Genomic DNA, 21,655 nt, shown 5'->3' on the forward strand with positions numbered 1-21,655 from the left:
GCGCCCGCGAGGGCGGCGGCGGAGTTACAGGAGGCTTCAGGAACTTCGGCAGGCGGTGACGGACGTGGCGGACGCAGCCGTCAGGTCGCGGGCTGTCGCAGCACGGCGACACCCCTGGGGGCCAGGGCGAGCGCGCCGTCGTCCCCGGCACCGCCGATCAGCGGTTCCCCGGCGAGCCCGGTCAGCGGCACCGTCGCGTCGGTGCGGTTGACCAGGAACAGATAGCGGCTGCCACCGCCGTGGCGCACGGCCAGCTCGACGCTTCCCCGGGCGCCCTCCGGCAGTTCGCTGCGGACACCGGCGGGCGCGAGCAGCGCGGGCAGGAGTCCGGCGAGGCCGCCGGGGCCGAGCCGGGTGGAGACGTACGCGGCCGATCCCCCGCCCGTCGCGCGGCGGGTGACGGCGGGGCGGCCCGTGTACGTGCCACTGCGGTAGTGGGCCAGCACCTCCACCTCGGGGTCGGTGACCGTGATCCGGTCGGTCCACAGGGTGCCGGTGGCCGTACGGTCGGCGCCGGACGCTGCCTCGATGGCGACCGTCTCGCCGTCGAGCAGCGGGCCGAACTCCTCGACGCGGATGCCGAGCAGTTCGCTCAGGGCGCCCGGGTAGCCGCCGAGCCAGACGTGGTCGTTCTCGTCCACGATCCCGGAGAAGTAGGTGGCGATCAGATGGCCGCCCTGCTCGGCGTACCGGGTGAGTTCCTTGGCCAGCGCCGCGGGGACCATGTGCAGCACCGGCGCGATCAGCACCTCGTACCGGTCGAGGCCGGTCCGCTCGGTGATGACGTCGGCCCGGATGCCGAGGGCCAGGAGAGCCGAGTACCAGTCCAGCGCTTCCTGGCGGTAGTCGAGGCGGGAGGTCGGGTGGGAGTCCTGTTCGCTCGCCCACCACGACTCCCAGTCGAAGACGATGCCGACGCGGGCCGGTTCGCGTTCGGTCCCCGCCACCGGGGCGAGGGTCCGCAGGGTCTTGCCGAGGGCGGCCACCGCGCGGAAGACCTCGCTGTCGGGCCCGGCGTGCGGCACCATCGCCGAGTGGTACTTCTCGGCTCCGGCCGCCGACTGCCGCCACTGGAAGAAGCACACGGCGTCGGCGCCGTGCGCGACGTGCAGCAGCGCGTCCCGGGCCAGCTCGCCCGGCCGCTTGGCCACGTTCACCGGCTGCCAGTTCACGGCGCTGGTGGAGTGCTCCATCAGGAACCAGGGGCGGTGGCCGGAGATGCCGCTGACGAGGTTCGCCGAGAAGGACAGCTCGTCGCGGTCCTGCGGGCCGGGATGGACGTAGTGGTCGTTGGAGACGAAGTCGATCTCACCGGCCCAGTCGGCGTAGTTCATGCCCTTGGTACCGCCCGTCACCATGAAGTTCGTGGTGACGGGGATGCCGGGGGTGAGGTCGCGCAGCAGGTCCCGCTCCGCGCGCAGGTGTTCCTTGAGCGCGTCGGAGGAGAAGCGCTTGAAGTCCAGCTGCTGGGTGGGGTTCGGGTGGGAGGCGGCGAGCCGGGGCGGCAGGATCTGCTCCCAGTCGCTGTACCGCTGGGACCAGAACGCGGTGCCCCAGGCGTGGTTGAGCGCGTCGAGGGTGGTGTAGCGGGCGCGCAGCCAGTCGCGGAAGGCGCGGGCGGCGTCGTCGGAGTAGTCGTAGATGTTGTGGCAGCCCAGCTCGTTGGAGACGTGCCAGGCCACCAGGGCCGGATGACCGGCGTACCGCTCGGCCAGCTTCCGCACCAGGCGCAGCGCGTGGGTGCGGAAGACGGGCGAGGTGGGGCGCCAGTGCTGCCGCGCCCCCGGCCACACCGTCTCACCGGAGGCGGTCACCGGGAGGATCTCCGGGTGCGCCGTGGTGAGCCAGGGCGGCGGGGACGCGGTGGCGGTGGCCAGGTCGACCCCGATGCCACCGGAGTGCAGCAGGTCCATGATCTCGTCGAGCCAGCCGAAGTCCCAGGTGTCCTCGGTCGGCTGGATGCGGGCCCAGGAGAAGATCCCCACGGAGACGATGGTGACACCGGCCTCGCGCATCAGCCGGATGTCTTCCTCCCACACCTCGCGCGGCCACTGCTCGGGGTTGTAGTCCGCGCCGTAGCCGAGGCGTGGGGTGGGGGCACCATCCGTCCCGTGCGGGGGCTGGGACTGGAGGGTGGAGATCATGGTGGTCCTTCCGGTGAACCGTAACGGGGCGGCGCGAGGGGCTGATTACTTCTCGACGGTGAAGCCCTGCTCTTCTCCGTACTTCACGGAGGCGTCCTGCCAGGCCTTCAGGCCGGCGGCCAGCTTGGTGCCGGAGACGTAGGCCTTGCCGACGGTGTCGTTGAAGATGTTGTTGGCGTAGACCTGGTAGGGCAGGTACGACCAGCCGCGGCCGACGTTCGCGGCCGACTCGGCGAAGATCTTGTTGGCCTTCTGGCCGCCGAAGTACGGGAACGCGGTGTCCTGGAACGCCTTGGACTCCAGGTCCGCGGTGGTCGCCGGGAAGGCGCCCTCCTTGATGCGGGTCTGCACGCCCTTGCCCGCGTTGGCGTACTCGGCGAAGGCGTAGGCGAGTTCCTTGTGCTTGCCGAGGGTGGGCAGGGCCAGGGAGCTGCCGCCGTTCTCGGCGGTGGTCTTGTCGCCCGCCTTCCACTGCGGCAGGGGTGCCACGCGCCAGTCGCCGGAGGCGTCCTTCACGCCCGAGACGAAGTTGGCGGGCATCCAGGCGCCGGTGGTCAGGGTGGCTATGGTGCCGTCGCCGAGGCCCTTGTACCAGTCGTCGCTCCAGCCGTTGATGGGCGCGAGCAGCTTGTCGTCGAGAAGCTTCTGCCAGGTGTCGGTGTACTTCTTGGCGCCCGCGTCCGAGAAGTCGATCTTCACCTTGGTACCGTCGACCTTGTACGGGCGGGAACCGGCCTGCCACAGCATGCTGGTGGCGGTGCCGCCCTCTCCCGTGTCAGCGGTGATGTACGCCTTGGGGTTGGCCTTGTGCAGCTCGCGGGCGGTCTTGACGTACTCGTCCCAGGTGGTGGGCACCTTGAGCTTGTACTTGTCGAAGACCTTCTTGTTGTAGAACATCGCCATGGGCCCGGAGTCCATGGGCAGGGCGTAGACGTCCTTGCCGGACTTCACGGAGTTCCACGGGCCCGGGGAGTACTTGCCGGCGAGCTTGTCGGCTCCGTACGGGGCCAGCTTGTCGAGGGCCTTGGTCAGGGCGTACTCGCCCAGCGCGTAGTACTCGATCTGCGCGACGTCGGGGACGCCCTTCTTCGCGGCGATGGCGTTCTGCAGGGCCTTGTACTGGTCCTTGTTGGTGCCCGCGTTGACCAAGTCGACCTTGACGGCGGGGTGTTCCTCCTCGAAGTCGGCGGCGACCTTCTTGAGCGTGGGCTCCCAGGCCCACACCTTCAGGGTGCCGCCCTTCTTCAGGGCCGCGTCGATGTCCTTGGCGGACACCGGCTTCTGTTCGGCGGCGCTGTCGTCGGAGCCACCGCAGGCGGTTGCCCCCAGGGTGAGGGCGGAGACCAGGGCGATGCCGCGCAGCAGGCGGCGAGCGTTCTTGGACATGGGCGTGCTTTCCACTTCTTCGTGGTGCGGGACTCTGCGTGGTGCGGGGTGCTTCGTGGTGCGGGACTCTGCGTGGTGCGGGACGGTGGGGCTATTCCTTGACGCTTCCGGCGGCGAGCCCGGACTGCCAGTACTTCTGCAGCAGGAGGAACGCGGCGATCAGCGGCAGGATGGTGATCAGGGAGCCGGTGATGACGAGGTTGAACACGGCCTCGCCACCGGCGGTCGCGGCCTGGTCGTTCCAGCTGTGGAGGCCCAGGGTCAGCGGATACCAGTCCGGGTCCTTCAGCATGATCAGCGGCAGGAAGTAGTTGTTCCAGGTGGCGACCATCGTGAACAGCAGCACGGTCACGATGCCCGGTGCGAGCAGCGGCAGGACGACCTGGAAGAAGGTGCGCACCTCGCTCGCCCCGTCGATGCGGGCGGCCTCCAGCAGTTCGTCGGGTACGGCCTCGGTGGCGAAGACCCACATCAGATACAGGCCGAACGGCGAGATGAGGGACGGGATGATCACCGCCCAGGGGGTGTCGGTCAGCCCCATCTCGCTGAACATCAGGAAGGTGGGGACGGCCAGCGCGGTGCCGGGCACCGCCACCGCGCCGATGATGACGGCGAAGACGGCGCGCTTGCCCGGGAAAGTGAACTTCGCCAGGGCGTAGCCACCGAGGACCGCCAGCAGGGTGGCGCCACCGGCGCCGACCACCACGTACAGCACGGTGTTCAGCAGCCAGCGCGTGAAGACACCGTCGTGGTAGGTGAACGTCTGGGTGATGTTGTCCCACAGGGCGAAGTCGCCGCTGAACCACAGCCCGAACGACCGGGCCAGTCCCTCCTGGGTCTTGGTGGCGCTGATGACCAGCCAGGCCAGCGGCACCAGCGAGTACAGCAGCACCAGCCCGGTGAGGACGGTCAGCAGCACACTGCGGCGCGGGCGGCGGCCCGCCCGCGCGTCCCGCTTGCGTGGCCCGCGCAGCCGGGGCGCGGAGCCCTGGGCGCCGGACGTGGCGGGGGTGGGCCGGGAGGCGGTGGTGACCGGGGTGCTCATCGCTTCACGCTCCCTTGCGCATGCCGCGCAGCTGGACGACATAGGCGATGACCATGGTGATCAGCCCCATGATGATGGCGACCGTCGCGGAGTAGTTGTGCTGCTGACCGGAGAAGGACAGCGAGTAGGTGTAGAAGTTCGGGGTGTAGTCGGTGGTGATGGAGTTGGGCGCCAGCTTCTGCAGGATGTTCGGCTCGTTGAACAGCTGGAAGGTGCCGATGATCGAGAAGATCGTGGCAATGACCAGGGCACCGCGGATGGCGGGGAGCTTGATGGCGGTGATGACGCGGATCTGCCCGGCGCCGTCGATCTCCGCGGCCTCGTAGAGGGAGTGCGGGATGACGCGGAGCGCGGAGTAGAAGATCAGCATGTTGTAGCCGACGAACTCCCAGGTGACGATGTTGCCGATGGACGTCAGCACCAGATCGGGTGACAGCGGGTTCGGCAGCGACGTCCCGAGGGCGTCGTTGATGTCGCTCACCAGGCCGAAGCGGGTGCCGTACATGAACCCCCACATGAGGGTGGCGACGACGGCGGGCACCGCGTACGGCAGGAAGATCGAGATCCGGAAGAAGTCGCGCCCGTACAGCCGCCCGCTGTCCAGGGCGAGGGCGACGAGCAGGGCGATGCCCAGCATGATCGGCACCTGCACCATCAGGAACAGGGACACCCGGGCCAGGGACTGCCAGAACCGGTCGTCCTGCAGGGCCTGTTGGTAGTTGTCCAGGCCGACGAACGTGGTGCCGCCGATGAGCTGGTCGCGGAAGAGACTGAGGTAGACCGAGTAGGCGATGGGCGCCAGGAAGACGAAGGCGAAGACCACCACGAAGGGGCCGATGAACCCCCAGCCTGACCAGGAGCGGCGGTCCCGCTTCGCCGGAGGCCGGGCCGGGCGCCGTTTCACGGCGGCGGGGGGTTGCAGCGTCGTCATGTCGTTCCTCGCTCGTCCATCACGGAACCGGCGCCATGCGCCGTCGCGATGTTTGCGTAAACATTTCGGCGCTCAAGCAGACGCGGAGGTGTTATGTTTACGTAAACATCTGATGGCGGAATGTCTACACTGCCCCAATGACGGTGGTCAAGAGCCATCTGGCGAATCCGGGACACACGCAGCGAGGGAGAAAGTGGAAGCAGCGGACAGCCCCTCGGCGGACGGCACCTCGCCGGACAGCGGCACCACCCGGACCCGGGCCGCCCGGCGCGCGCAGCGCGCGTCCATGGCGGACGTGGCCCGTCTCGCCGGTGTCTCCGCGCAGACCGTCTCCCGGGTCTCCAACGGCTACCCCGGTGTCACGGAGGAGACGCGGCAGGACGTGCTGGCCGCCATGAAGCAGCTCGGCTACCGGCCCAACAGCGCCGCCCGGGCGCTCAAGCGCGGCGAGTTCCGCACCATCGGCGTCATCACCTTCACCCTCTCCACCACGGGCAATGTGCGCACGCTGGAGGCGATCGCCACCTCCGCGGCGCACGAGGGCTACGCCGTCACCCTGCTGCCCGTGGCCGTCCCCACCCAGGACGAGGTGCGCGGCGCCTTCTCCCGGCTGGGCGAACTCGCCGTCGACGCCGTCATCGTCATCATGGAAGTCCACCTCCTCGACGCGGCGGCGCTCTCCCTGCCGCCCCATGTCCAGGTCGTCGTGGCCGACTCGGACGCCGGGGACCGCTACACGGTGGTCGACACCGACCAGGCGGGCGGCACCCGCGACGCGGTGGAGCATCTGCTCGGCCTCGGACACCGGACGGTGTGGCACCTCGCCGGGCCCGAGGGCTCGTTCGCGGCACAGCGCCGCACCGACGCCTGGCACGCGGCGCTCGTCGAGGCCGGGCGCGCCGCGCCACCGCTCGTACGGGGCGACTGGTCGGCCGAGTCCGGCTACCGGGCCGGGCTCGCGCTCGCCGCCGAGGAGGACTGCACGGCCGTGTTCGCCGCCAACGACCAGATGGCGCTGGGACTGCTGCGGGCCCTGCACGAGAAGGGCCGGAAGGTGCCGGACGACGTCAGCGTCATCGGCTTCGACGACATCCCCGAGGCCGGGTCGTTCCTGCCGCCGCTGACCACCGTGCACCAGGACTTCGCCGAGGTCGGGCGCCGCTGCGTCGAGGGCGTCCTGCGCCAGATGCGGCCGAGCGCCCCGGGACGCGGGACCACGCTCGTCCCCACCCGGCTCGTGCTGCGCCACAGCACCGCGCCGCCGCCCGGGCGGTAGCGACGGGAACGGCCGGCCCGGGGAGCGGTGTGCTCCCCGGACCGGCCGTCGTGGCGTATCCGGCTAGACCTTGCTGCCGATGCCGGTCAGCGCCCGTACTTCCATCTCCGACTGCTTGCCGGGATCCGCCTTGTCCTTGCTGAGGACCGTGCCGAGGAATCCGAGCAGGAAGGAGAGGGGGATCGACACGATGCCGGGGTTGGTGAGCGGGAACCAGTGGAAGTCGACGCTGCTGAAGATGGCCGTCGAGGAGCCCGAGATCGCCGGGGAGAAGAGGATGAGGATCAGCCCCGACCCCAGACCACCGTAGATGCTCCACAGCGTCCCCGTCGTGTTGAAACGCTTCCAGTACAGGGTGTAGAGGATCGTCGACAGGTTCGCGGACGCGGCGAGCGCCAGGGCCAGCGACACCAGGAACGCGACGTTCTGGCCGTTGGTGACGATGCCACCGATGATGGCCAGGAAGCCGACCGCGATCGCGGTGAGGCGGGCGACCCGGATCTCGGACCGCGCGTCGGCCTTCCCCTCCCGCAGCACGTTGGCGTAGACGTCGTGCGCGAACGAGGCCGACGCGGTCAGGGTCAGACCGGCCACCACCGCGAGGATCGTCGCGAAGGCCACCGCGGAGACGATGCCGAGGAGCACCGCGCCGCCGACCTTGAACGCGAGCAGCGGTGCCGCCGAGTTCTCCCCGCCGGGGGCCTCCAGGATCGCGTCCGGGCCGACCAGCGCGGCGGCGCCGTAGCCGACGACCAGGATGCCCAGGTAGAACAGGAACATCGACCAGGAGCACCACACCACCGACCGGCGAGCCTCCTTGGCGTTCGGCACGGTGTAGAAGCGCATCAGCACGTGCGGCAGGCTGGAGATGCCGAGGACCAGCGCCAGGGACAGCGAGACGAAGTCGAGCTTGTCCATCGCGCCGTCGCCGTACCAGCCGCCCGGCTCCAGCAGACTCTCCCCCAGCGGGCTGCGCTGCGCCGCCTGGTCGAGGATCGCCGAGAAGCTGAAGCCGAACTTGCCCACGATGAACACGCTCATGAAGGTCACACAGGCCAGCAGCAGACCCGCCTTGATGATCTGCACCCAGGTGGTGCCCTTCATACCGCCCACCAGGACGTAGAAGACCATCACGAGGCCGACGGCCGTGATGACGAGGGCCTGGCCGCCCTTGCTGTGCACGTTGAGCAGGAGGGCGATGAGCCCGCCCGCGCCCGCCATCTGGGCGAGCATGTAGAAGAACGTGATCACCAACGTGGCGTTGGCCGCCGCCGCGCGCACCGGGCGCTGCTTCATCCGGTACGCCATCACATCGCCCACGGTGAACCGGCCGGTGTTGCGCAGCCGTTCGCCGACGAGCAGGAGGGCGACCAGCCAGGCGACGAGCCATCCCACGGAGTAGAGGAAGCCGTCGTAGCCGTGGACGGCGATCGCCCCCGAGATCCCGAGGAAGGACGCCGCGGAGAGGAAGTCGCCGGAGAGGGCGATGCCGTTCTGTACGCCGGTGAAGGCGCTTCCCGCGGCGTAGTAATCGGCCGCGGTCTGATTCCGGGTGGTGGCCTTGTAGACGATGAACAGCGTAATCAAGACGAAAACGACGAATACGCTGACGTTGATGACCGGGCTGCCGGTCGCCTCACCCGCGCTCTGCAATGTCATTCCTTGTCGGCCCCTGCCAACTCGCGCACCTTGTCCACCTGCGGGTCGATTTTCCTGTCGGCGAAGCTCCGGTACAGCAGGACGATCGCCATCGTCGACACGAACTGCAGCAGGCCGAAGACGGTCCCCATGTTGACCGAGCCGAACACCTTACGACTCATGAAACCATGACCATACGCCGAGAACAGGGCGAAGGTCATGTACCAGCAAAAGAAGAGCGCGCTCATGGGGAAGACGAACCGGCGCAGCCTCTTGCGCAGCCGGTCGAATTCCGGGCTCTCTTGAATCGCGGCAAAGTCGGGCTCACCGTTTTCATTGCCGCGGCCGGCGAACCCCTGTCCAGTGGCCCGCTCGGATGAAATAGGCGCGGGAGGCCGCACCGCTTTCGTCATGGTCCTCTCCCGGAGTTTCGGGCAGGAGAATTCGTACCGATCTGCCTGCAGTGGATGGTGGGGAGGAGGAGCAACCCGCAGCCCCATGGCGGGGTCAGTGTAGTAAGGCGCCGGAGGCAGTCAACGGCCGGGGATACCCCGTGGACCGGCCCGTCCTGGGATGCACCAGTGGCGCCCGATCCAGGTGATTCGATGCCACATATGCCGCTACGGAACACTTGTGATCACCTGTCAGAACTTCTCAGGATGTGCGCTTTTACCGATCCTTCCTCCTTTCGATCCGTCTGACCTGGTGTCACGCCATGGCGGCAACCCCCGACCACCGGACTTGCGGATATTTCGTGAACGGAGGATGCATGCAATGTGTTGATGTTGGTGGATCGCCCCATCTATGCGAACGTGTGGGAGGCTGCTCCACTACGGGGCCCGTGACGTTGTCCCGCCGTTGTTACCGCTGATCAGAGTGCTCTACACTCGCCACCGCCCGAGACGCGTTTGGAGTCTCCACAAATAGAGCCTGCGACAATGGGTTCCCGAGGACGGAGGTAGGTAATCGGTGGGTTTTCTCGACCGTTCCCGCATTATCGCAGGGCCGGGGTGGAATCGATGGCTGATTCCCCCGGCGGCGCTTGCGATCCACTTCTCCATTGGCCAGGCATACGCCTGGAGCGTCTTTAAGACGCCACTGGAAAATGCCCTAGACATATCGGGCACCGCCAGCGCACTCCCCTTCCAGATCGCCATTCTCGTTCTCGGTCTCTCCGCCGCCTTCGGTGGCACGCTCGTCGAGCGCAGGGGACCGCGGTGGGCGATGTTCGTCTCGCTCGTGACCTTCTCCTCGGGCTTCCTGATCGCCTCGCTGGGTGTCGCCACCAGCCAGTACTGGCTGGTGATCTTCGGATACGGCGTCGTCGGCGGAGTCGGCCTCGGCATCGGCTACATCTCGCCGGTGTCCACGCTGATGAAGTGGTTCCCGGACCGCCCGGGCATGGCCACCGGTACCGCGATCATGGGCTTCGGCGGCGGCGCGCTGATCGCCTCCCCCTGGTCGTCGCAGATGCTGTCCTCCTTCGGCAGCGACACCAGCGGCATCGCCCAGACCTTCCTGGTGCACGGCTTGGCCTACGCCGCGTTCATGACGCTCGGCGTGCTGCTCATCCGCGTACCGGCCGCCGACTGGCGTCCGGCCGGCTGGACCCCCCGCGAGGAAACCGGGAAGCAGCTCGTCACCACGGCGAACGTGTCGGCGAAGAACGCGGTGAAGACCCCTCAGTTCTGGCTGCTGTGGATCGTGCTGTGCATGAACGTCACTGCGGGCATCGGGATCCTGCAGAAGGCCGCCCCGATGATCCAGGACTTCTTCCAGGACACCGACGCCCCGGTGAGCGCGACCGCCGCCGCCGGATTCGTCGCCCTGCTGTCCCTGGCCAACATGACGGGCCGCTTCGTCTGGTCGTCGGTCTCCGACGCGATCGGCAGGAAGAACATCTACCGCCTGTACCTGGGCGCGGGTGCTCTGCTCTACCTGACCATCCTGCTCGGGAAGAACAGCAGCACCGTGCTGTTCGTGGTCGCGGCCATGGCGATCCTGTCGTTCTACGGCGGCGGGTTCGCGACCGTACCGGCCTATCTGAAGGACCTGTTCGGCACCTACGAGGTCGGCGCGATCCACGGCCGGCTGCTGACCGCGTGGTCGGTCGCCGGGGTCGCCGGGCCGATCATCGTGGACGCCGTGGCGGACGCCGGGAAGAAGTCCGGGAACTCCGGACCGGGCCTCTACGCCGTCTCCTTCTACCTCATGATCGGGCTCCTCGTCATCGGCTTCATCGCCAACGAGCTGGTGCGCCCGGTGAACCCGAAGTTCCATGAGCCGGAGCCGGTGGCCCCGGGTGAGCGGGGCGGCCAGGCCGAGAAGGCCGCGGAGAAGGACGCTGAGAAGGCCGACAAGGCCGACAAGGCCGAGTCGGCTGAGAAGGCCGAGCAGGACCAGGGGGCCGAGCCAGCCGAGAAGGCTGAGGAGACCGCCGGGGCCGAGCAGTCCGCGAAGGGCGACGAGGGCGGCAGCGACCGCATCCCGGCCGAGAGGGGTAACTGATGGCTCACCAGGACGATCCTTCGCAGAGCGCGGCCGTGAAGTCGTCGCCCGTTCTGTTGGCCGTGGCGTGGCTGTGGGTGGCCATTCCCTTCGCGTACGGCCTCTATGAGCTCGCCATGACGAGCCGAAAGCTGTTCGAGTAGAGGTGTTCGCGCCGGCACATCACCAGTCCGGCCGCGGGCGTTTCCGCCGCCCCCGGTCAGGCCGGTGTGCCGCCGGTCGTTCGACTTCCTCTTCAGGAGAAATCCCAGGAGAAAGCGCATCGTGATACATCGCTGTGGCCAAGCCGCTCCGGGCGCGGAGCGCGCCTCGTGACCCCGGGCAGGCATGCGGCCGAAGTTGCACGCGGCCCGGGGCTGTGGGCCACCATCGTGCAATGGCGAAACTGGCGGCTTCCGGTCAAGATGGGCGCCGTGCTGGTGGTGCCCGCGCTGCTGGCGGTCGCCTTGGGCGTCGTCCAGATTCAGCGCGAAGTCGAACGCGCCAACTCGTACGCGGACATGCAGCGGCTGGTCAAGCTGCGCTCCGGGCTGATGCCACTGCTCGGAAGCCTCCAGACGGAGCGCGCCATGGCCGCCGAACAGCTGCGTGAGAAGGCGGACGGCGGTTCCGCCGACATGCGGCGGCAGGCCCGGTCCACCGACCGCGCCCGGACCGTGCTCGCGAGCACCTCGCAGCAGGCCCCCCTGCTCAAGGGCGCCGCGGGGGTCCGCTACAAGGACGCCACCAAGGCCCTGGGCAGCCTGACCGACCTGCGCAAGCAGGTGACGTCCGGCAGCATCAGCTCCTGGGCGGCGGTGAACAGGTACCGCATCGTCATCAACAGCCTGCTCGACCTGGACCAGTCCCTGGGCAGCCGGTTCGCCGAACCCAAGCTGACCGGGCCCGCGTCCGCGCTGTACGACCTGGAGGCAGTCCAGGAAGAGGTCCACCTCCAGCATGTGATCCTCCTGGAGGGCATGCGGCCCGGGCAGCCCATGGACACCAAGCTGATCCGGGCGCTGGAGGAGTCCGACATCCGCCTGCAGGACAAGCTCGGCGACTTCCGTGCCGTGGCCACCCCCGCGGAGCAGGAGATGTACCAGCGGACGGTCACCGGCAAGCTGGTGGCCAAGCGCTCGGACCTGGTGCGCACCGCGCTGTCCCGGTCCGACGCCCAGCAGGGCGTCACCACGCCGCCGATCCCGGCTTCCCAGTGGAACCGCAGCTCGGAGACGACCGCGAAGCTCCTGGGCAAGGTCGAGAAGAACCTCGCCCAGCAGCTGCGCGTGAACTCCGCCCAGCTGCAGGACCAGACCAGCAACCGGGCCGGCGCGTACTCCGTGGGCCTGCTCGCGGTGCTGCTGCTCGCCCTCTGGATCGGTTTCGCGATCGGCCGGCATCTGCTGCGGTCGCTGACCGTCCTCCGCTCCACCGCGCTCGACGTGGCCGAGCACCGGCTCCCGGCCGCCGTCTCCAGCATCCGCGAGGGCGAGAAGGCGGACATCGCCGTCAGCGCCGTGCCGGTGCACACCACCGAGGAGTTCGGGCAGCTCGCCCGGGCCTTCGACGCGGTGAACGGGCAGGCCGTGCGCCTGGCGTCGGAACAGGCCGCGCTCCGTGGCGACCTGAGGGACACCCTGGTCAACCTCTCCCGGCGCAGCCAGACCCTGGTGGACCGGCTGCTGCGTCTGATGGAGCAGCTCGAACGGCACGAAGAGGACCCGGACCAGCTGGCCAACCTCTTCCAGATGGACCACCTGGCGACCCGGATGCGGCGCAACAACGAGAACCTGATGGTTCTCTGCGGCAGCACGCTCGTCCGCACCCACGGTCACCGCGTGCAGCTGGAGGACGTCCTGCGGGCCGCGGTCTCCGAGATCGAGCACTACCAGCGCGCCGAGGTGCAGGCCTCCTCCTCCGTGGCGGTGACCGGCTACGCGGCCGGTGACCTGGCGCGGATCATCGCCGAACTGCTCGACAACGCCACCGCGTTCTCCCCGCCGGAGACCCAGGTGGTCATCAGCACCACGCCGCGCCGCGACGGCTCCGCCCTCATCGAGGTGCGCGACCAGGGCATCGGGATGAGCGGCGCCGAACTGGCCAAGGCACATCGGCGTCTGGAGGCAACCAGTTCCGAGGAAGCCTCGTCTTCCCGTCAAATGGGCCTCTTCGTCGTCGGCCGTCTGGCAAACCGCCACGGCATCTCTGTCAACCTCAGCTCGGAGTGGGGCGCGGGTCTGCGGGCCGGTGTGCTCGTCCCGGCGAACCTCGTACCGTCGGACCGGTCCGACGACGCTCCCCGGGGGAACGCGCCCCGGCGCACCGGGCCGACGCCGACCGCCGCCAAGGCCTTCGAACCGGCCCGGGCGCAGGGCCAGGTCACGGCGGCCCCCGCCGTGCGCGAGCCCTCGGACGGGGACCGCCCGGCGCCCGCCGCCGACTCCGGTACGCGGTCCCCGGGTTGGGGCAAGCCGCAACAGGACCGTCCCGCCCCTGCCGGGGCCGGCGCGGACTCCGGGCTGCCGCGGCGGCTGCCGCGCCGTACGCCGGGCGGGCCCGGCGGAGCCAACGGGGCCGGGCGCCCCGACCCGGTCGGCAAGGGCGCACCGGACGCGTCCCGCGACGGCGCCGAGCACGGGTCCGGGCACGGCTCCGAGCACGGCAGGACACCGGCGGACGGACCGGACACCCAGGGCACCCAGGACGTCCAGAAGGCCCGCCCGTCCAACCACGGCCTGGTGCCGCCGCAGCGGTCCGGCCCGGAACAGCGGTCGGGCCCGGAGCAGAAGCGCGCTCCCGGCGCGTCGTGGTTCACGCCGCCCGCGTCGGATGACGCGCCAGAGGCACCGGCACCGCGGTCGGCGCCGGCACCGGCACCGGCGAGCCCCCGTCCTCGGGGCTCCTCGCGTCTGTTCACGCCGCCCTCCCAGCAGACGGAACCTCTGCCGGAGAACGGCACGGACCAGGTGGCCGACCGCCGCCCGGGCAGCCCCGCCGACTCCCCGGACACCGCGGAGGGGGCCGATCGCACCCAGTCCGGGCTGCCGAAGAGGACGCCGCGTACGCCCCGCCCCGGTGACCGTCCCGAGCCGCGTACCGCCCCCGGCAAGGCGAAGCCGAGCCAGGACGCGGGCCAGACGCACAGCTTCCTCAGCAACTACCAGTCAGGCATCCGTCGGGCCCGTCCCGACGAGCGCTAAAATTCCATCGACGAACGGGCAGGAAAGAAGCCATGACCTCACCCCACCCGCGGGAGGTGAGCCAGTTCGGATGGCTGGTCACCAACTTCACCGAACGTGTTCCCAATGTGGCCCACGCCGTGGTGGTATCAGCCGACGGGATTTTGCTCACCGCCTCCAACCGGCTGGCGGGAGACTACGCCGAACACCTCGCCACCATCGCCGCGGGCGCCGTCAGCCTGATCCAGGGCGCCGCGCGGTGTCTGGACACCGGTGAGGTGAAGAGCACCGTGATCCAGATGGAGTACGGACATATGCTGCTGATGTCCATCAAGGACGGCTCGTGCCTGGTGACGCTGGCGGCGCCGGACTGCGAGATCGGCCAGGTGGCTTACGAGATGGCCGTGCTCGTGGACCAGGTCGGCGAAATGCTGACCCCCGAACTACGCGCCGAGCTGCAAGGATTCCAGCAGACAGCAGCCCGCTAGCCCGGATGAGGAGATCATGAGCACCGGTGAAGGCCCTTCCGGGCACACTCGGAGAGACCAGGGAGCGGAGGACGACCAGACCTTCGCCGACGTGCTCAACGCGTTCAGTTTCGGCAAGGCACGGCGGCCGCGGAAGAAGTCCGGCTCCGACTCCGGCTCCCGTCCGGAGACCGCGGCCCAGCAGCCGGAGGAGACGCCGCCCCCCGCTCCCCCGGACCCGTACGCGTACCCCCCGTCGCAGGACGAGGAGCACGCGGCGTGGGAGGACGGACACGAGCAGCAACAGGGCTCGCCCTCGTTCGTGCGCGCCTATACGTGGACTCGTGGTCGCACCAGGTCCGAGCATCACTTCGAGCTGGAGACCCTGGTGACGACCACCGAACTGGGGCACCAGTCCGCCGCCTTCACCCACGCGGACCACGTTCCCGTGATCTCGCTGTGCCAGGAGCCGAAGTCGGTGGCCGAGGTGGCGGCACGGCTCTCTGTGCCGCTGGGGGTGGCCAGGGTCCTGCTCGGCGACATGGCGGACCGGGGGCTGATCACCGTCCAGCAGACCGGGACCGAGGAGGGCGAGGCCCCGAGCGTGACGCTGATGGAGCGGGTGCTGACCGGGCTCAGGCGGCTCTAGGAGCCATCCCCCCGGTGGCGCGGGCCGTCCTGGTGGGCCAGGTCGTAGGGGCGCGGATAGGCGGTGGGCCGGTAGCCGACGTAGCGTGCCTCGGCTGCCGGATCCTGCGTCTTGGCCGTGGAGTTGAGCGCGTCCGGCGAGGTGTCCCAGCGGCCGGTGGCCAGCCGCCGCTCCAGCGTATGCACGGCGGCGAGGGTCTCGCCGGGGCTGAAGGTGCAGTGGCCGGGAGCGTCGACGTACGCCTGGCGCAGCAGGCCCGCCGATCCGCCCGCGGTGGCGGCCCGGCGGTAGGCGCTCTCGGACTGTACGGGAATCAGCCCGTCCCCGGTGGTGTGGATGTTCAGCTGCGGGTCGGTCAGCCTGCCGGCGAACGCGCTGGTGTGCCGCATCCAGGCCACGGCCTTCGGGTCGGCGGTGGTGCGGGGCGCGCGGTCCAGGGCGGCGAGGTCGTCGCGCAGCGTCAGCCCCGCCTCCTTGTACAGCTCGGTCACCTCCTTGTACACCGAGGAGCGCCGCAGCATCGCCGCGTAGTCGACACCGGTGTTCCAGGACGGGTTGCCGCCCGCACGGGACTCGGCCTCCTGCCGCCAGGAGAACGCGGCGGTCCGCAGCAGTCCGGTGACCGCCGCGTACTGGTTGGTCTGCTGTCCGGCCCAGTCGGCCGGGCCCGGCTTCGGCTGCGACGGATCGTTGTGGCCGGGGATGTTGTGCAGGGCGGCGGCGAGCGCGATCCGGGCCCGGCCCCGCGCGGTCTGCTGGGCCTCGGTCAGCTTCCCCGTGAGCGCGGTCGCGGCCTCCCTGGCCGCCGCCTGGTCGGCGAAGCCGGTGAGGCGGATGCCGGAGTCCGGGGCGAGGAGGGTCTTCAGCGCGAAGACGGGGTCGAGGGTGCTGTTCCAGTTGGCGACCCCGCCCTGGACGAGTCCGCACATCGACAGCGATCCGTCGATCCGGTCGGGGTGCCGTTCGGCGATCGCGGTGGTGACGAACCCGCCGTACGACTGGCCCCAGGCGAGGGTCTGCCGGGCCGCGCCGAACCGCTGCGCGAACAGGTCCAGCGTGGCGAGTTGGTCGGGCACCGCGTCGGTCACGGCCCAGCCGGTCGTGGCGTACGAGGAGCCCGCCAGGGCGTATCCCTGCTCCAGGAGCCGGGTGCGGGTCTGTGAACTCGGCGCGTTCTGGGCGGGGTTGGGGGCGCCCTGGGGGTTGTAGCCGTGGCTGAAGAGCAGCAGGGTGCCGTTCCACCGCGCGGGAACGTCCACCATGTACGCGGCCCCGGACGCCAGGTGGCCTTCCAGGTGCTCACCCTCGGCGCTCGCGGCCTGCGCGGGCAGGGCGGGCAGCGTGGTGGCGGCGAGCACGGCGGTCGCGGCGAGGGCGAGAGCGCGGGCGCGGGGCTTCACGGGCGGGCTCCTTCGGTGGCGGGGACATCGGCGGAGGGGGTGGTGGTGCGGTCGTCGAGGGTGTCGGCGTGGGTCTCGCGCAGCCGCCACACGGTGAGCGCGGTGATGGCCGCGCCGCCGCACAGCAGCAGCGAGAGCGGGGTGCTGCCGCCGCCGTTCGCCGCGAGCAGGCTGCTCGCGATCAGTGGTGAGAATCCGGCCCCGACCAGGGTGGCGAGCTGGTAGCCGAGGGAGGCGCCGGTGTAGCGGACACGGGTGCCGAACATCTCGCTGAGCAGGGCCCCGAGCGGTCCGTACATGGTGGACTGCGCCACCCCGTGGCCCAGCGCCAGCGCCAGGATCAGCAGCCCGGGGGATCCGGAGTCGACGAGCGCCAGGACCGGGAAGGCCAGCGCGGCCGACGCGACGGCCCCGGCGAGCACCACCGGGCGGCGCCCCACCCGGTCGGACAGCGCGGATGCGGCGGGCAGCGCGAAGAGGGCCACGCAGGAGGCGACGGTCACGGCGGTGAGCACCTGCGGCCGGGTGTACCCGTTGCGGACGGCGTACGAGATCATGAAGCTGGTCAGCAGCGCCTGTGCCGTGAACGCGCCGATGCCGACGCACCCGGCCAGCACCAGCGGCCCCGGGCGGCGCAGCACCTCGGCGAGCGGGGGCTTGTCGTGTTGCCGCGTGTTCTGGGCCTGGGCTTGGGCCTGGGTCTCCGTGAAGAGCGGGCTCTCGGCCACGCGCAGCCGTACGAACAGCCCCACGGCGAGCAGCGCGACGCTCAGCAGGAACGGCACCCGCCAGCCCCAGGCCCGGAACTCGTCGTCCGGCAGGGTCGAGACGATCGTGACCACGCCCGCGGAGAGCATCGAGCCGAGCGGGGCTCCGAGCTGGGTGAAGCTCGACCACAGGCCGCGGCGCCGCTGAGCGCCGCCGGTGCGCTCGGCGTGCTCGACGACCATGAGCATGGCGCCGCCCCACTCACCGCCGATCGCGAGGCCCTGGACGACGCGCAGGGCGACCAGCAGCACCGGCGCCCAGACGCCGATCGCGTCATAGGTCGGGAGGAGACCGATGGCGAAGCTGCAGGTGCCCATCAGGACCATCGTGAGCAGCAGCATCGACTTGCGGCCGAGCCGGTCGCCGAAGTGGCCGAAGACGATGCCGCCGAGGGGCCGCGCCAGGTATCCGGCGGCGAAGGTGCCGAACGCGGCGATGGTGCCGACCGCGGGGTCGGCGCCGGGGAAGAACAGCTCGCCGAAGACGAGCGCGGCGACCGTGCCGTACACGAGGAAGTCGTAGAACTCGACCGCGGTGCCGAGCAGGCCGGACAGTGCGACGCGGCGCAGCTGCCGGGAATCGGGGGGCGGCGGAACGGGGACGGGGGCTGGCTGCACGGGAAGCTCCCTGGTGCCGTCGGGGTGGCATGGAGACGGTGCCGTTGGTTCCCGCGAAGGTAGGCAGATATTCGACTGCGGTCAATGTTCTGCACAACATTTGTGCGCGACTGACAGCGGGACCGCCGCCGGGCCCCCGTCTTCGCGTGTGGCTTCGTACGCTGATTCGTGCGCGGCTAGCGCACCGGAACCACGTCGAGCAGGCGCTCCGCCGCCGTCCGCGCCCCCGGCGTCAGGCGCTCGTGGACGGCGCGGAACGTCTTCTCGGCCTGCTCGGCGGGCCAGTCCTCGGGCAGGTGCCGGACCGGGAGCCGGGGGTCCTGCCGGATGATCCGCAGCCACTCGGTGGACAGCCGCAACCGGGCCACCAGCGACGCGTCATCCCCGGCGGACATGTGCTCCTGGGGCTGCCAGCGGCGTACGAACTCCTCGTACCGCCCGGCCAGCGCGGGCAGCTCCCAGGTCTCCTCGATCATCGCGCCGATGTCCATGCCCGTGTCGGCGTGGGCGCGGAACACCTTCACATGCGCGGCCAGGCCCAGCTCGTTGAGGAGGGGGCCCACGTCGACCTCGCCCTGGGCGATCCACAGCCCGCTGAACAGCGGCCCGAAGCCGCTCCAGGTGAGCTGGGAGCGGAGGTCGTGGCGCTGGCGCTGCCAGGATTCGGGCAGCGAGAAACCGAGCAGGGTCCAGGTGCCGTCCCAGTTCCGGTTGACGGCGCCGGTCTGCCAGATGCGGCACTCTCCGTCCCGCAGCACCGTCTCCGAGCGCTCGGTGAGCCCGAAGTACATGCGTCGGCCCTCGCGCTGCCGCCGCAGCAGGCCGCGCCCGACCATGCGGGTGAGCGTCGAGCGGGTCGCGTGTTCGCCGACACCGGCGCGGTCGAAGAGGTCGATGACGCTTCCCGAGTACACGCACACGTCCCGGCCCAGCACCCAGTCGCCCAGGAAGGTGAGCATCAGCGACTGGGGCCGGGGTGCGGCATCAGCAGTGGTCACGGAGCCAACGGTACGCGCACCCGCCGACAGCGCGTCCGCCGCCACCCGTGAGACACACCGGCGGCCCCGGCCCTTCGGGGGTGGGCCGGGGCCGTCGGTCACGCCCGCGCCGTTGGACGCGGGAGTCCCGCGCCGGTGAGCGTGGGGGTCACCGCGAGCAGGTCACTCCTGCTCCATCGCCAGCACCAGCTTGCCGGTGGTGCGGCCGCTTTCGAGGCGGCGGTGGGCCTCGGCGGCGTCCCGCAGCGGCAGCACCTGGCCGACGGTCACGCGCAGTTCGCCGTCGAGGACGGCGCCGACGGCCTGCCGCAGTACGGAAGACACGGCTTCGGGGCGCTCACCGCTCAGCGCGCCGAGGTTGAAGCCGAGGACGCCCTTGCCGCTGAACCACAGCTCGTTCGCGCTGAACGGGACGTCATCGGCACCCGAGGCGTTGCCCATGGCGACCAGGCGTCCGCCCTGCGCCAGCGCGTCGAGGCTCGTCCGGCGGGCCGCGCCGCCGACCGGGTCGACGGCCACGTCGAAGCCCCGCCCGTCGGTGAGACCGGCCACGGATCCGGGGAGGTCGTCGCGCAGGACGACCTTGTCGTAGCCGAAGGCGGCCGCCGCCTCGATCTTGTCCGGCGAGCCCACGGTGCCCACGACCTGGCTCGCGCCCAGCAGCCGGGCCACCTGGCCGAGCTGGCTGCCCACGCCGCCGGCCGCGGCGTGCACGAGCACCCGCTCGCCCTTGCGCAACCGGGCCACCTCGCTCAGGACCAGCCACGCGGTGGTGCTGTTGGAGGGGACGGCCGCCATCAGGGACCGGTCGGCGTCGTCCGGCAGCGGCGCGACCAGGTGTGCGTCGGTCACCGCGACCGAGCCGTAGCCGCCGCCCATGGTCATGGTCAGCGCCGTGACCGGCTGGCCCACCCGCAGCCCGGTGACACCGTCGCCGAGGGCGCGGATGTGTCCCGCGGCCTCGATGCCGGGTACGTACGGCAGCGGAACGTCCACCGCGCCCTGCCGGAACAGGATTTCGGCGTAGTTCACCCCGGCGTGGGTCACCTCGATGGCCACCTGGCCGGGACCGGGCACGGGCGCCTCGGCCTCGGTGTACTCCAGCACCTCAGGTCCGCCGAAGCGGGGGATGGTCACAGCGCGCATGGCACGTCACTCCTCATAAGCAACAGGATGAACAGGAAGAAATCAGGGGGGTGTTCAGGTCGCGACGGCCTCGGTGTCGCGCTCGCCCTCCGCCGCCACGGTGACGGGCTTCGCCGCCCTCGACCGCAGCAGCAGCGCCGTGGCGACGGCGGACACCAGACAGAGCCCAGCGAAGATCCACAGCGTGAGGTGCAGCGCCTCCGGGAACCGCGGGCCGGACAGCCGTCCTCCGGTACGGGCCGCCAGGACGGCGCCGACGACGGCGATGCCCAGCGTCTCCGCGGTCAGCTTCGCGGTGTTGAACGTGCCCGCGGCGGCACCGGCGTGCTCGGCGGGGACCGCGTCGACCGCCAGTCCGTCGAGCAGCCCCTGGGCGACGGCCACGCCGACACCCGTCACGACCAGGGCCGGGAGCAGCGAGGATCCCGTTGCCAGCCAGGCCGATCCGGCGGCCACCAGCACCAGCGAGGCCACCACCTGGACCGACCCGGGCACCCAGCGGACCAGCGCCCCGCAGATCAGCGGGATGAAGAGGACCGGGCCGGTGAGGGCCACCATGGACAGTCCGGCCTCGCCGGTGCTCATGCCCGCCACGGCGTGGAAGTAGGCGGGCAGATAGGTGAGCAGCGGGCCGAACAGTCCGACCACCGCGACCACGGCCAGGCACAGCCCCAGGAAGCGGCCGGTGCCGAAGAGCCGGAAGTCCAGCAGCGGTTCGGCGACCCGTCGCTCGACGGCCACGAACGCCCCGGACAGCACCACCGAGGCGACGAGCGAGCCCGCCACCGCCACGCTGCCCCACCCCAGCTCGGGGCCCTCCACCAGAGCGAAGATCAACAGCAGCAGCGCGAGGGTGAACAGCGTGCCGCCCGCCCGGTCCAGCTGGCCGCGCGAGGCGGCGGGCCGGGAGGCCGGGAGGGAGCGGAAGAAGACGAGGCAGCCCAGGCCGATGACCCCGGGCAGGGCGAACGCGGCCCGCCAGCCCCAGTTGTCCACCAGCAGCCCGGCCAGGGTCGGCCCGAAGGCCAGGCCGACGCCGATCGTGGTGCCGAACAGGCCGAACACCCTGGACCGGGCCGGGCCCGTGAAGGCCTCGGCGAGCACGGCGCTCGCCCCCGTGGTGGTCGCGGCCGCGCCGACCCCGGAGATCAGCCGCGCCACGTCCAGCACCACGATGTCCTGGGCGACGGCGCTGATCAGCGCGCACACCGCGAAGAGGGCCACCCCGGACACGAAGACCCGGCGGCGGCCGAGCCGGTCCGCGAGGGCACCGGTGATCAGCATGAATCCGGCGAAGGTGGCGCTGTACGCGTTGACCACCCACTGGGTGGCGGCCAGGCTCGCGTCGAGCTGCGCACTGATGTCGGTGAGCGCCACCGAAGCGCCGGTCAGGGTGAAGGGAACGAGAAAGACCGCCACCAGTGGCAGCAGCAGCGTCCCGGCGCGACGCATCATCACATCCAATTCGCGGTGGGGGGTATGGATCCGACACGGGGATCACCCCGTGTACACACCACTGTG

General features: G+C 70.5%; 16 protein-coding genes and 1 pseudogene. 6 read left to right on the plus strand and 11 right to left on the minus strand.

Going from position 1 to position 21,655, the window contains the following annotated elements; translation table 11 throughout:
- Positions 1 to 80 precede the first annotated feature (80 nt).
- The 4 genes from ACZ6CL_RS31770 to ACZ6CL_RS31785 all read right to left on the minus strand — a co-directional run bounded on the left by ACZ6CL_RS31770 (position 81) and on the right by ACZ6CL_RS31785 (position 5,506).
- Positions 81 to 2,144: a beta-galactosidase gene (locus ACZ6CL_RS31770; protein ID WP_468942013.1), complete on the minus strand. Its 2,064-nt coding sequence runs from the start codon at positions 2,142 to 2,144 to the stop codon at positions 81 to 83.
- 45 nt (positions 2,145 to 2,189) lie between these two features.
- The gene (locus ACZ6CL_RS31775; protein WP_468942016.1) at positions 2,190 to 3,530 is read right to left on the minus strand and encodes an ABC transporter substrate-binding protein; all 1,341 of its coding nucleotides are present in this window, start codon (positions 3,528 to 3,530) and stop codon (positions 2,190 to 2,192) included.
- Positions 3,531 to 3,621: 91 nt separating this feature from the next.
- On the minus strand, positions 3,622 to 4,575 hold the full coding sequence (locus ACZ6CL_RS31780; protein WP_468942018.1) for a carbohydrate ABC transporter permease: 954 nt from the start codon (positions 4,573 to 4,575) through the stop codon (positions 3,622 to 3,624).
- Between the two features lie 4 nt (positions 4,576 to 4,579).
- The gene (locus ACZ6CL_RS31785; RefSeq protein ID WP_468942021.1) at positions 4,580 to 5,506 is read right to left on the minus strand and encodes a carbohydrate ABC transporter permease; all 927 of its coding nucleotides are present in this window, start codon (positions 5,504 to 5,506) and stop codon (positions 4,580 to 4,582) included.
- Positions 5,507 to 5,792: 286 nt separating this feature from the next.
- Between ACZ6CL_RS31785 and ACZ6CL_RS31790 the strand changes: the two genes are divergently transcribed.
- Positions 5,793 to 6,782: a LacI family DNA-binding transcriptional regulator gene (locus ACZ6CL_RS31790; RefSeq protein WP_468942096.1), complete on the plus strand. Its 990-nt coding sequence runs from the start codon at positions 5,793 to 5,795 to the stop codon at positions 6,780 to 6,782.
- A 63-nt stretch (positions 6,783 to 6,845) separates the two neighbouring features.
- Here the strand turns inward: ACZ6CL_RS31790 and ACZ6CL_RS31795 are convergent, their stop codons facing one another.
- Both ACZ6CL_RS31795 and ACZ6CL_RS31800 read right to left on the minus strand, forming a co-directional pair.
- A complete protein-coding gene (locus ACZ6CL_RS31795; RefSeq protein ID WP_468942024.1) occupies positions 6,846 to 8,441 on the minus strand; it encodes a solute symporter family protein in 1,596 nt (531 codons plus the stop codon).
- On the minus strand, positions 8,438 to 8,833 hold the full coding sequence (locus ACZ6CL_RS31800) for a DUF485 domain-containing protein (protein ID WP_468942027.1): 396 nt from the start codon (positions 8,831 to 8,833) through the stop codon (positions 8,438 to 8,440). The genes ACZ6CL_RS31795 and ACZ6CL_RS31800 overlap by 4 nt, the downstream gene beginning before the upstream one ends.
- Positions 8,834 to 9,389: 556 nt before the next feature.
- On the opposite strand from ACZ6CL_RS31800, the pseudogene ACZ6CL_RS31805 reads away from it, so the two are divergent.
- From ACZ6CL_RS31805 to ACZ6CL_RS31825, 5 genes and pseudogenes are all read left to right on the plus strand, one after another.
- A pseudogene (locus ACZ6CL_RS31805) lies at positions 9,390 to 10,769 on the plus strand (L-lactate MFS transporter); the annotation flags it as partial.
- A gap of 158 nt (positions 10,770 to 10,927) precedes the next feature.
- The gene (locus ACZ6CL_RS31810) at positions 10,928 to 11,071 is read left to right on the plus strand and encodes an MFS transporter small subunit (RefSeq protein WP_385443091.1); all 144 of its coding nucleotides are present in this window, start codon (positions 10,928 to 10,930) and stop codon (positions 11,069 to 11,071) included.
- A gap of 168 nt (positions 11,072 to 11,239) precedes the next feature.
- Positions 11,240 to 14,110 carry a sensor histidine kinase gene (locus tag ACZ6CL_RS31815; RefSeq protein ID WP_468942030.1) on the plus strand — a complete coding sequence of 957 codons (2,871 nt, stop codon included), beginning with the start codon at positions 11,240 to 11,242 and terminating at the stop codon, positions 14,108 to 14,110.
- Between the two features lie 32 nt (positions 14,111 to 14,142).
- A complete protein-coding gene (locus ACZ6CL_RS31820) occupies positions 14,143 to 14,577 on the plus strand; it encodes a roadblock/LC7 domain-containing protein (RefSeq protein WP_468942033.1) in 435 nt (144 codons plus the stop codon).
- A gap of 16 nt (positions 14,578 to 14,593) precedes the next feature.
- The gene (locus tag ACZ6CL_RS31825) at positions 14,594 to 15,205 is read left to right on the plus strand and encodes a DUF742 domain-containing protein (RefSeq protein WP_468942036.1); all 612 of its coding nucleotides are present in this window, start codon (positions 14,594 to 14,596) and stop codon (positions 15,203 to 15,205) included.
- Here the strand turns inward: ACZ6CL_RS31825 and ACZ6CL_RS31830 are convergent.
- From ACZ6CL_RS31830 to ACZ6CL_RS31850, 5 genes are all read right to left on the minus strand, one after another.
- The gene (locus ACZ6CL_RS31830; protein ID WP_468942039.1) at positions 15,202 to 16,605 is read right to left on the minus strand and encodes an alpha/beta hydrolase family protein; all 1,404 of its coding nucleotides are present in this window, start codon (positions 16,603 to 16,605) and stop codon (positions 15,202 to 15,204) included. The genes ACZ6CL_RS31825 and ACZ6CL_RS31830 overlap by 4 nt on opposite strands.
- Positions 16,602 to 17,990 (minus strand): MFS transporter, encoded by a 1,389-nt coding sequence (locus ACZ6CL_RS31835; RefSeq protein WP_468942040.1) that lies wholly within the window; start codon positions 17,988 to 17,990, stop codon positions 16,602 to 16,604. Before ACZ6CL_RS31835 ends, ACZ6CL_RS31830 begins: the two co-directional genes overlap by 4 nt.
- A gap of 176 nt (positions 17,991 to 18,166) precedes the next feature.
- Entirely contained in the window at positions 18,167 to 18,988 is an 822-nt protein-coding gene (locus ACZ6CL_RS31840; protein ID WP_468942042.1) for a PaaX family transcriptional regulator, read from the minus strand.
- Between the two features lie 162 nt (positions 18,989 to 19,150).
- Entirely contained in the window at positions 19,151 to 20,134 is a 984-nt protein-coding gene (locus ACZ6CL_RS31845) for a quinone oxidoreductase family protein (RefSeq protein WP_468942045.1), read from the minus strand.
- 54 nt (positions 20,135 to 20,188) lie between these two features.
- The gene (locus ACZ6CL_RS31850) at positions 20,189 to 21,589 is read right to left on the minus strand and encodes an MFS transporter (RefSeq protein WP_468942047.1); all 1,401 of its coding nucleotides are present in this window, start codon (positions 21,587 to 21,589) and stop codon (positions 20,189 to 20,191) included.
- Between the last annotated feature and the right edge of the window lie 66 nt (positions 21,590 to 21,655).

This window comes from Streptomyces sp. NPDC041200 (assembly GCF_055591805.1).

Excerpts from the sequence above, each read along its gene's own strand:
- ACZ6CL_RS31845 (WP_468942045.1), bottom strand. The coding sequence starts at position 20,134 with ATGCGCGCTGTGACCATCCCCCGCTTCGGCGGACCTGAGGTGCTGGAG.
- ACZ6CL_RS31785 (WP_468942021.1), bottom strand. The coding sequence starts at position 5,506 with ATGACGACGCTGCAACCCCCCGCCGCCGTGAAACGGCGCCCGGCCCGG.
- ACZ6CL_RS31810 (WP_385443091.1), top strand. The coding sequence starts at position 10,928 with ATGGCTCACCAGGACGATCCTTCGCAGAGCGCGGCCGTGAAGTCGTCG.
- ACZ6CL_RS31775 (WP_468942016.1), bottom strand. The coding sequence starts at position 3,530 with ATGTCCAAGAACGCTCGCCGCCTGCTGCGCGGCATCGCCCTGGTCTCC.
- ACZ6CL_RS31800 (WP_468942027.1), bottom strand. The coding sequence starts at position 8,833 with ATGACGAAAGCGGTGCGGCCTCCCGCGCCTATTTCATCCGAGCGGGCC.
- ACZ6CL_RS31790 (WP_468942096.1), top strand. The coding sequence starts at position 5,793 with ATGGCGGACGTGGCCCGTCTCGCCGGTGTCTCCGCGCAGACCGTCTCC.
- ACZ6CL_RS31770 (WP_468942013.1), bottom strand. The coding sequence starts at position 2,144 with ATGATCTCCACCCTCCAGTCCCAGCCCCCGCACGGGACGGATGGTGCC.
- ACZ6CL_RS31820 (WP_468942033.1), top strand. The coding sequence starts at position 14,143 with ATGACCTCACCCCACCCGCGGGAGGTGAGCCAGTTCGGATGGCTGGTC.
- ACZ6CL_RS31780 (WP_468942018.1), bottom strand. The coding sequence starts at position 4,575 with ATGAGCACCCCGGTCACCACCGCCTCCCGGCCCACCCCCGCCACGTCC.
- ACZ6CL_RS31795 (WP_468942024.1), bottom strand. The coding sequence starts at position 8,441 with ATGACATTGCAGAGCGCGGGTGAGGCGACCGGCAGCCCGGTCATCAAC.
- ACZ6CL_RS31825 (WP_468942036.1), top strand. The coding sequence starts at position 14,594 with ATGAGCACCGGTGAAGGCCCTTCCGGGCACACTCGGAGAGACCAGGGA.
- ACZ6CL_RS31850 (WP_468942047.1), bottom strand. The coding sequence starts at position 21,589 with ATGATGCGTCGCGCCGGGACGCTGCTGCTGCCACTGGTGGCGGTCTTT.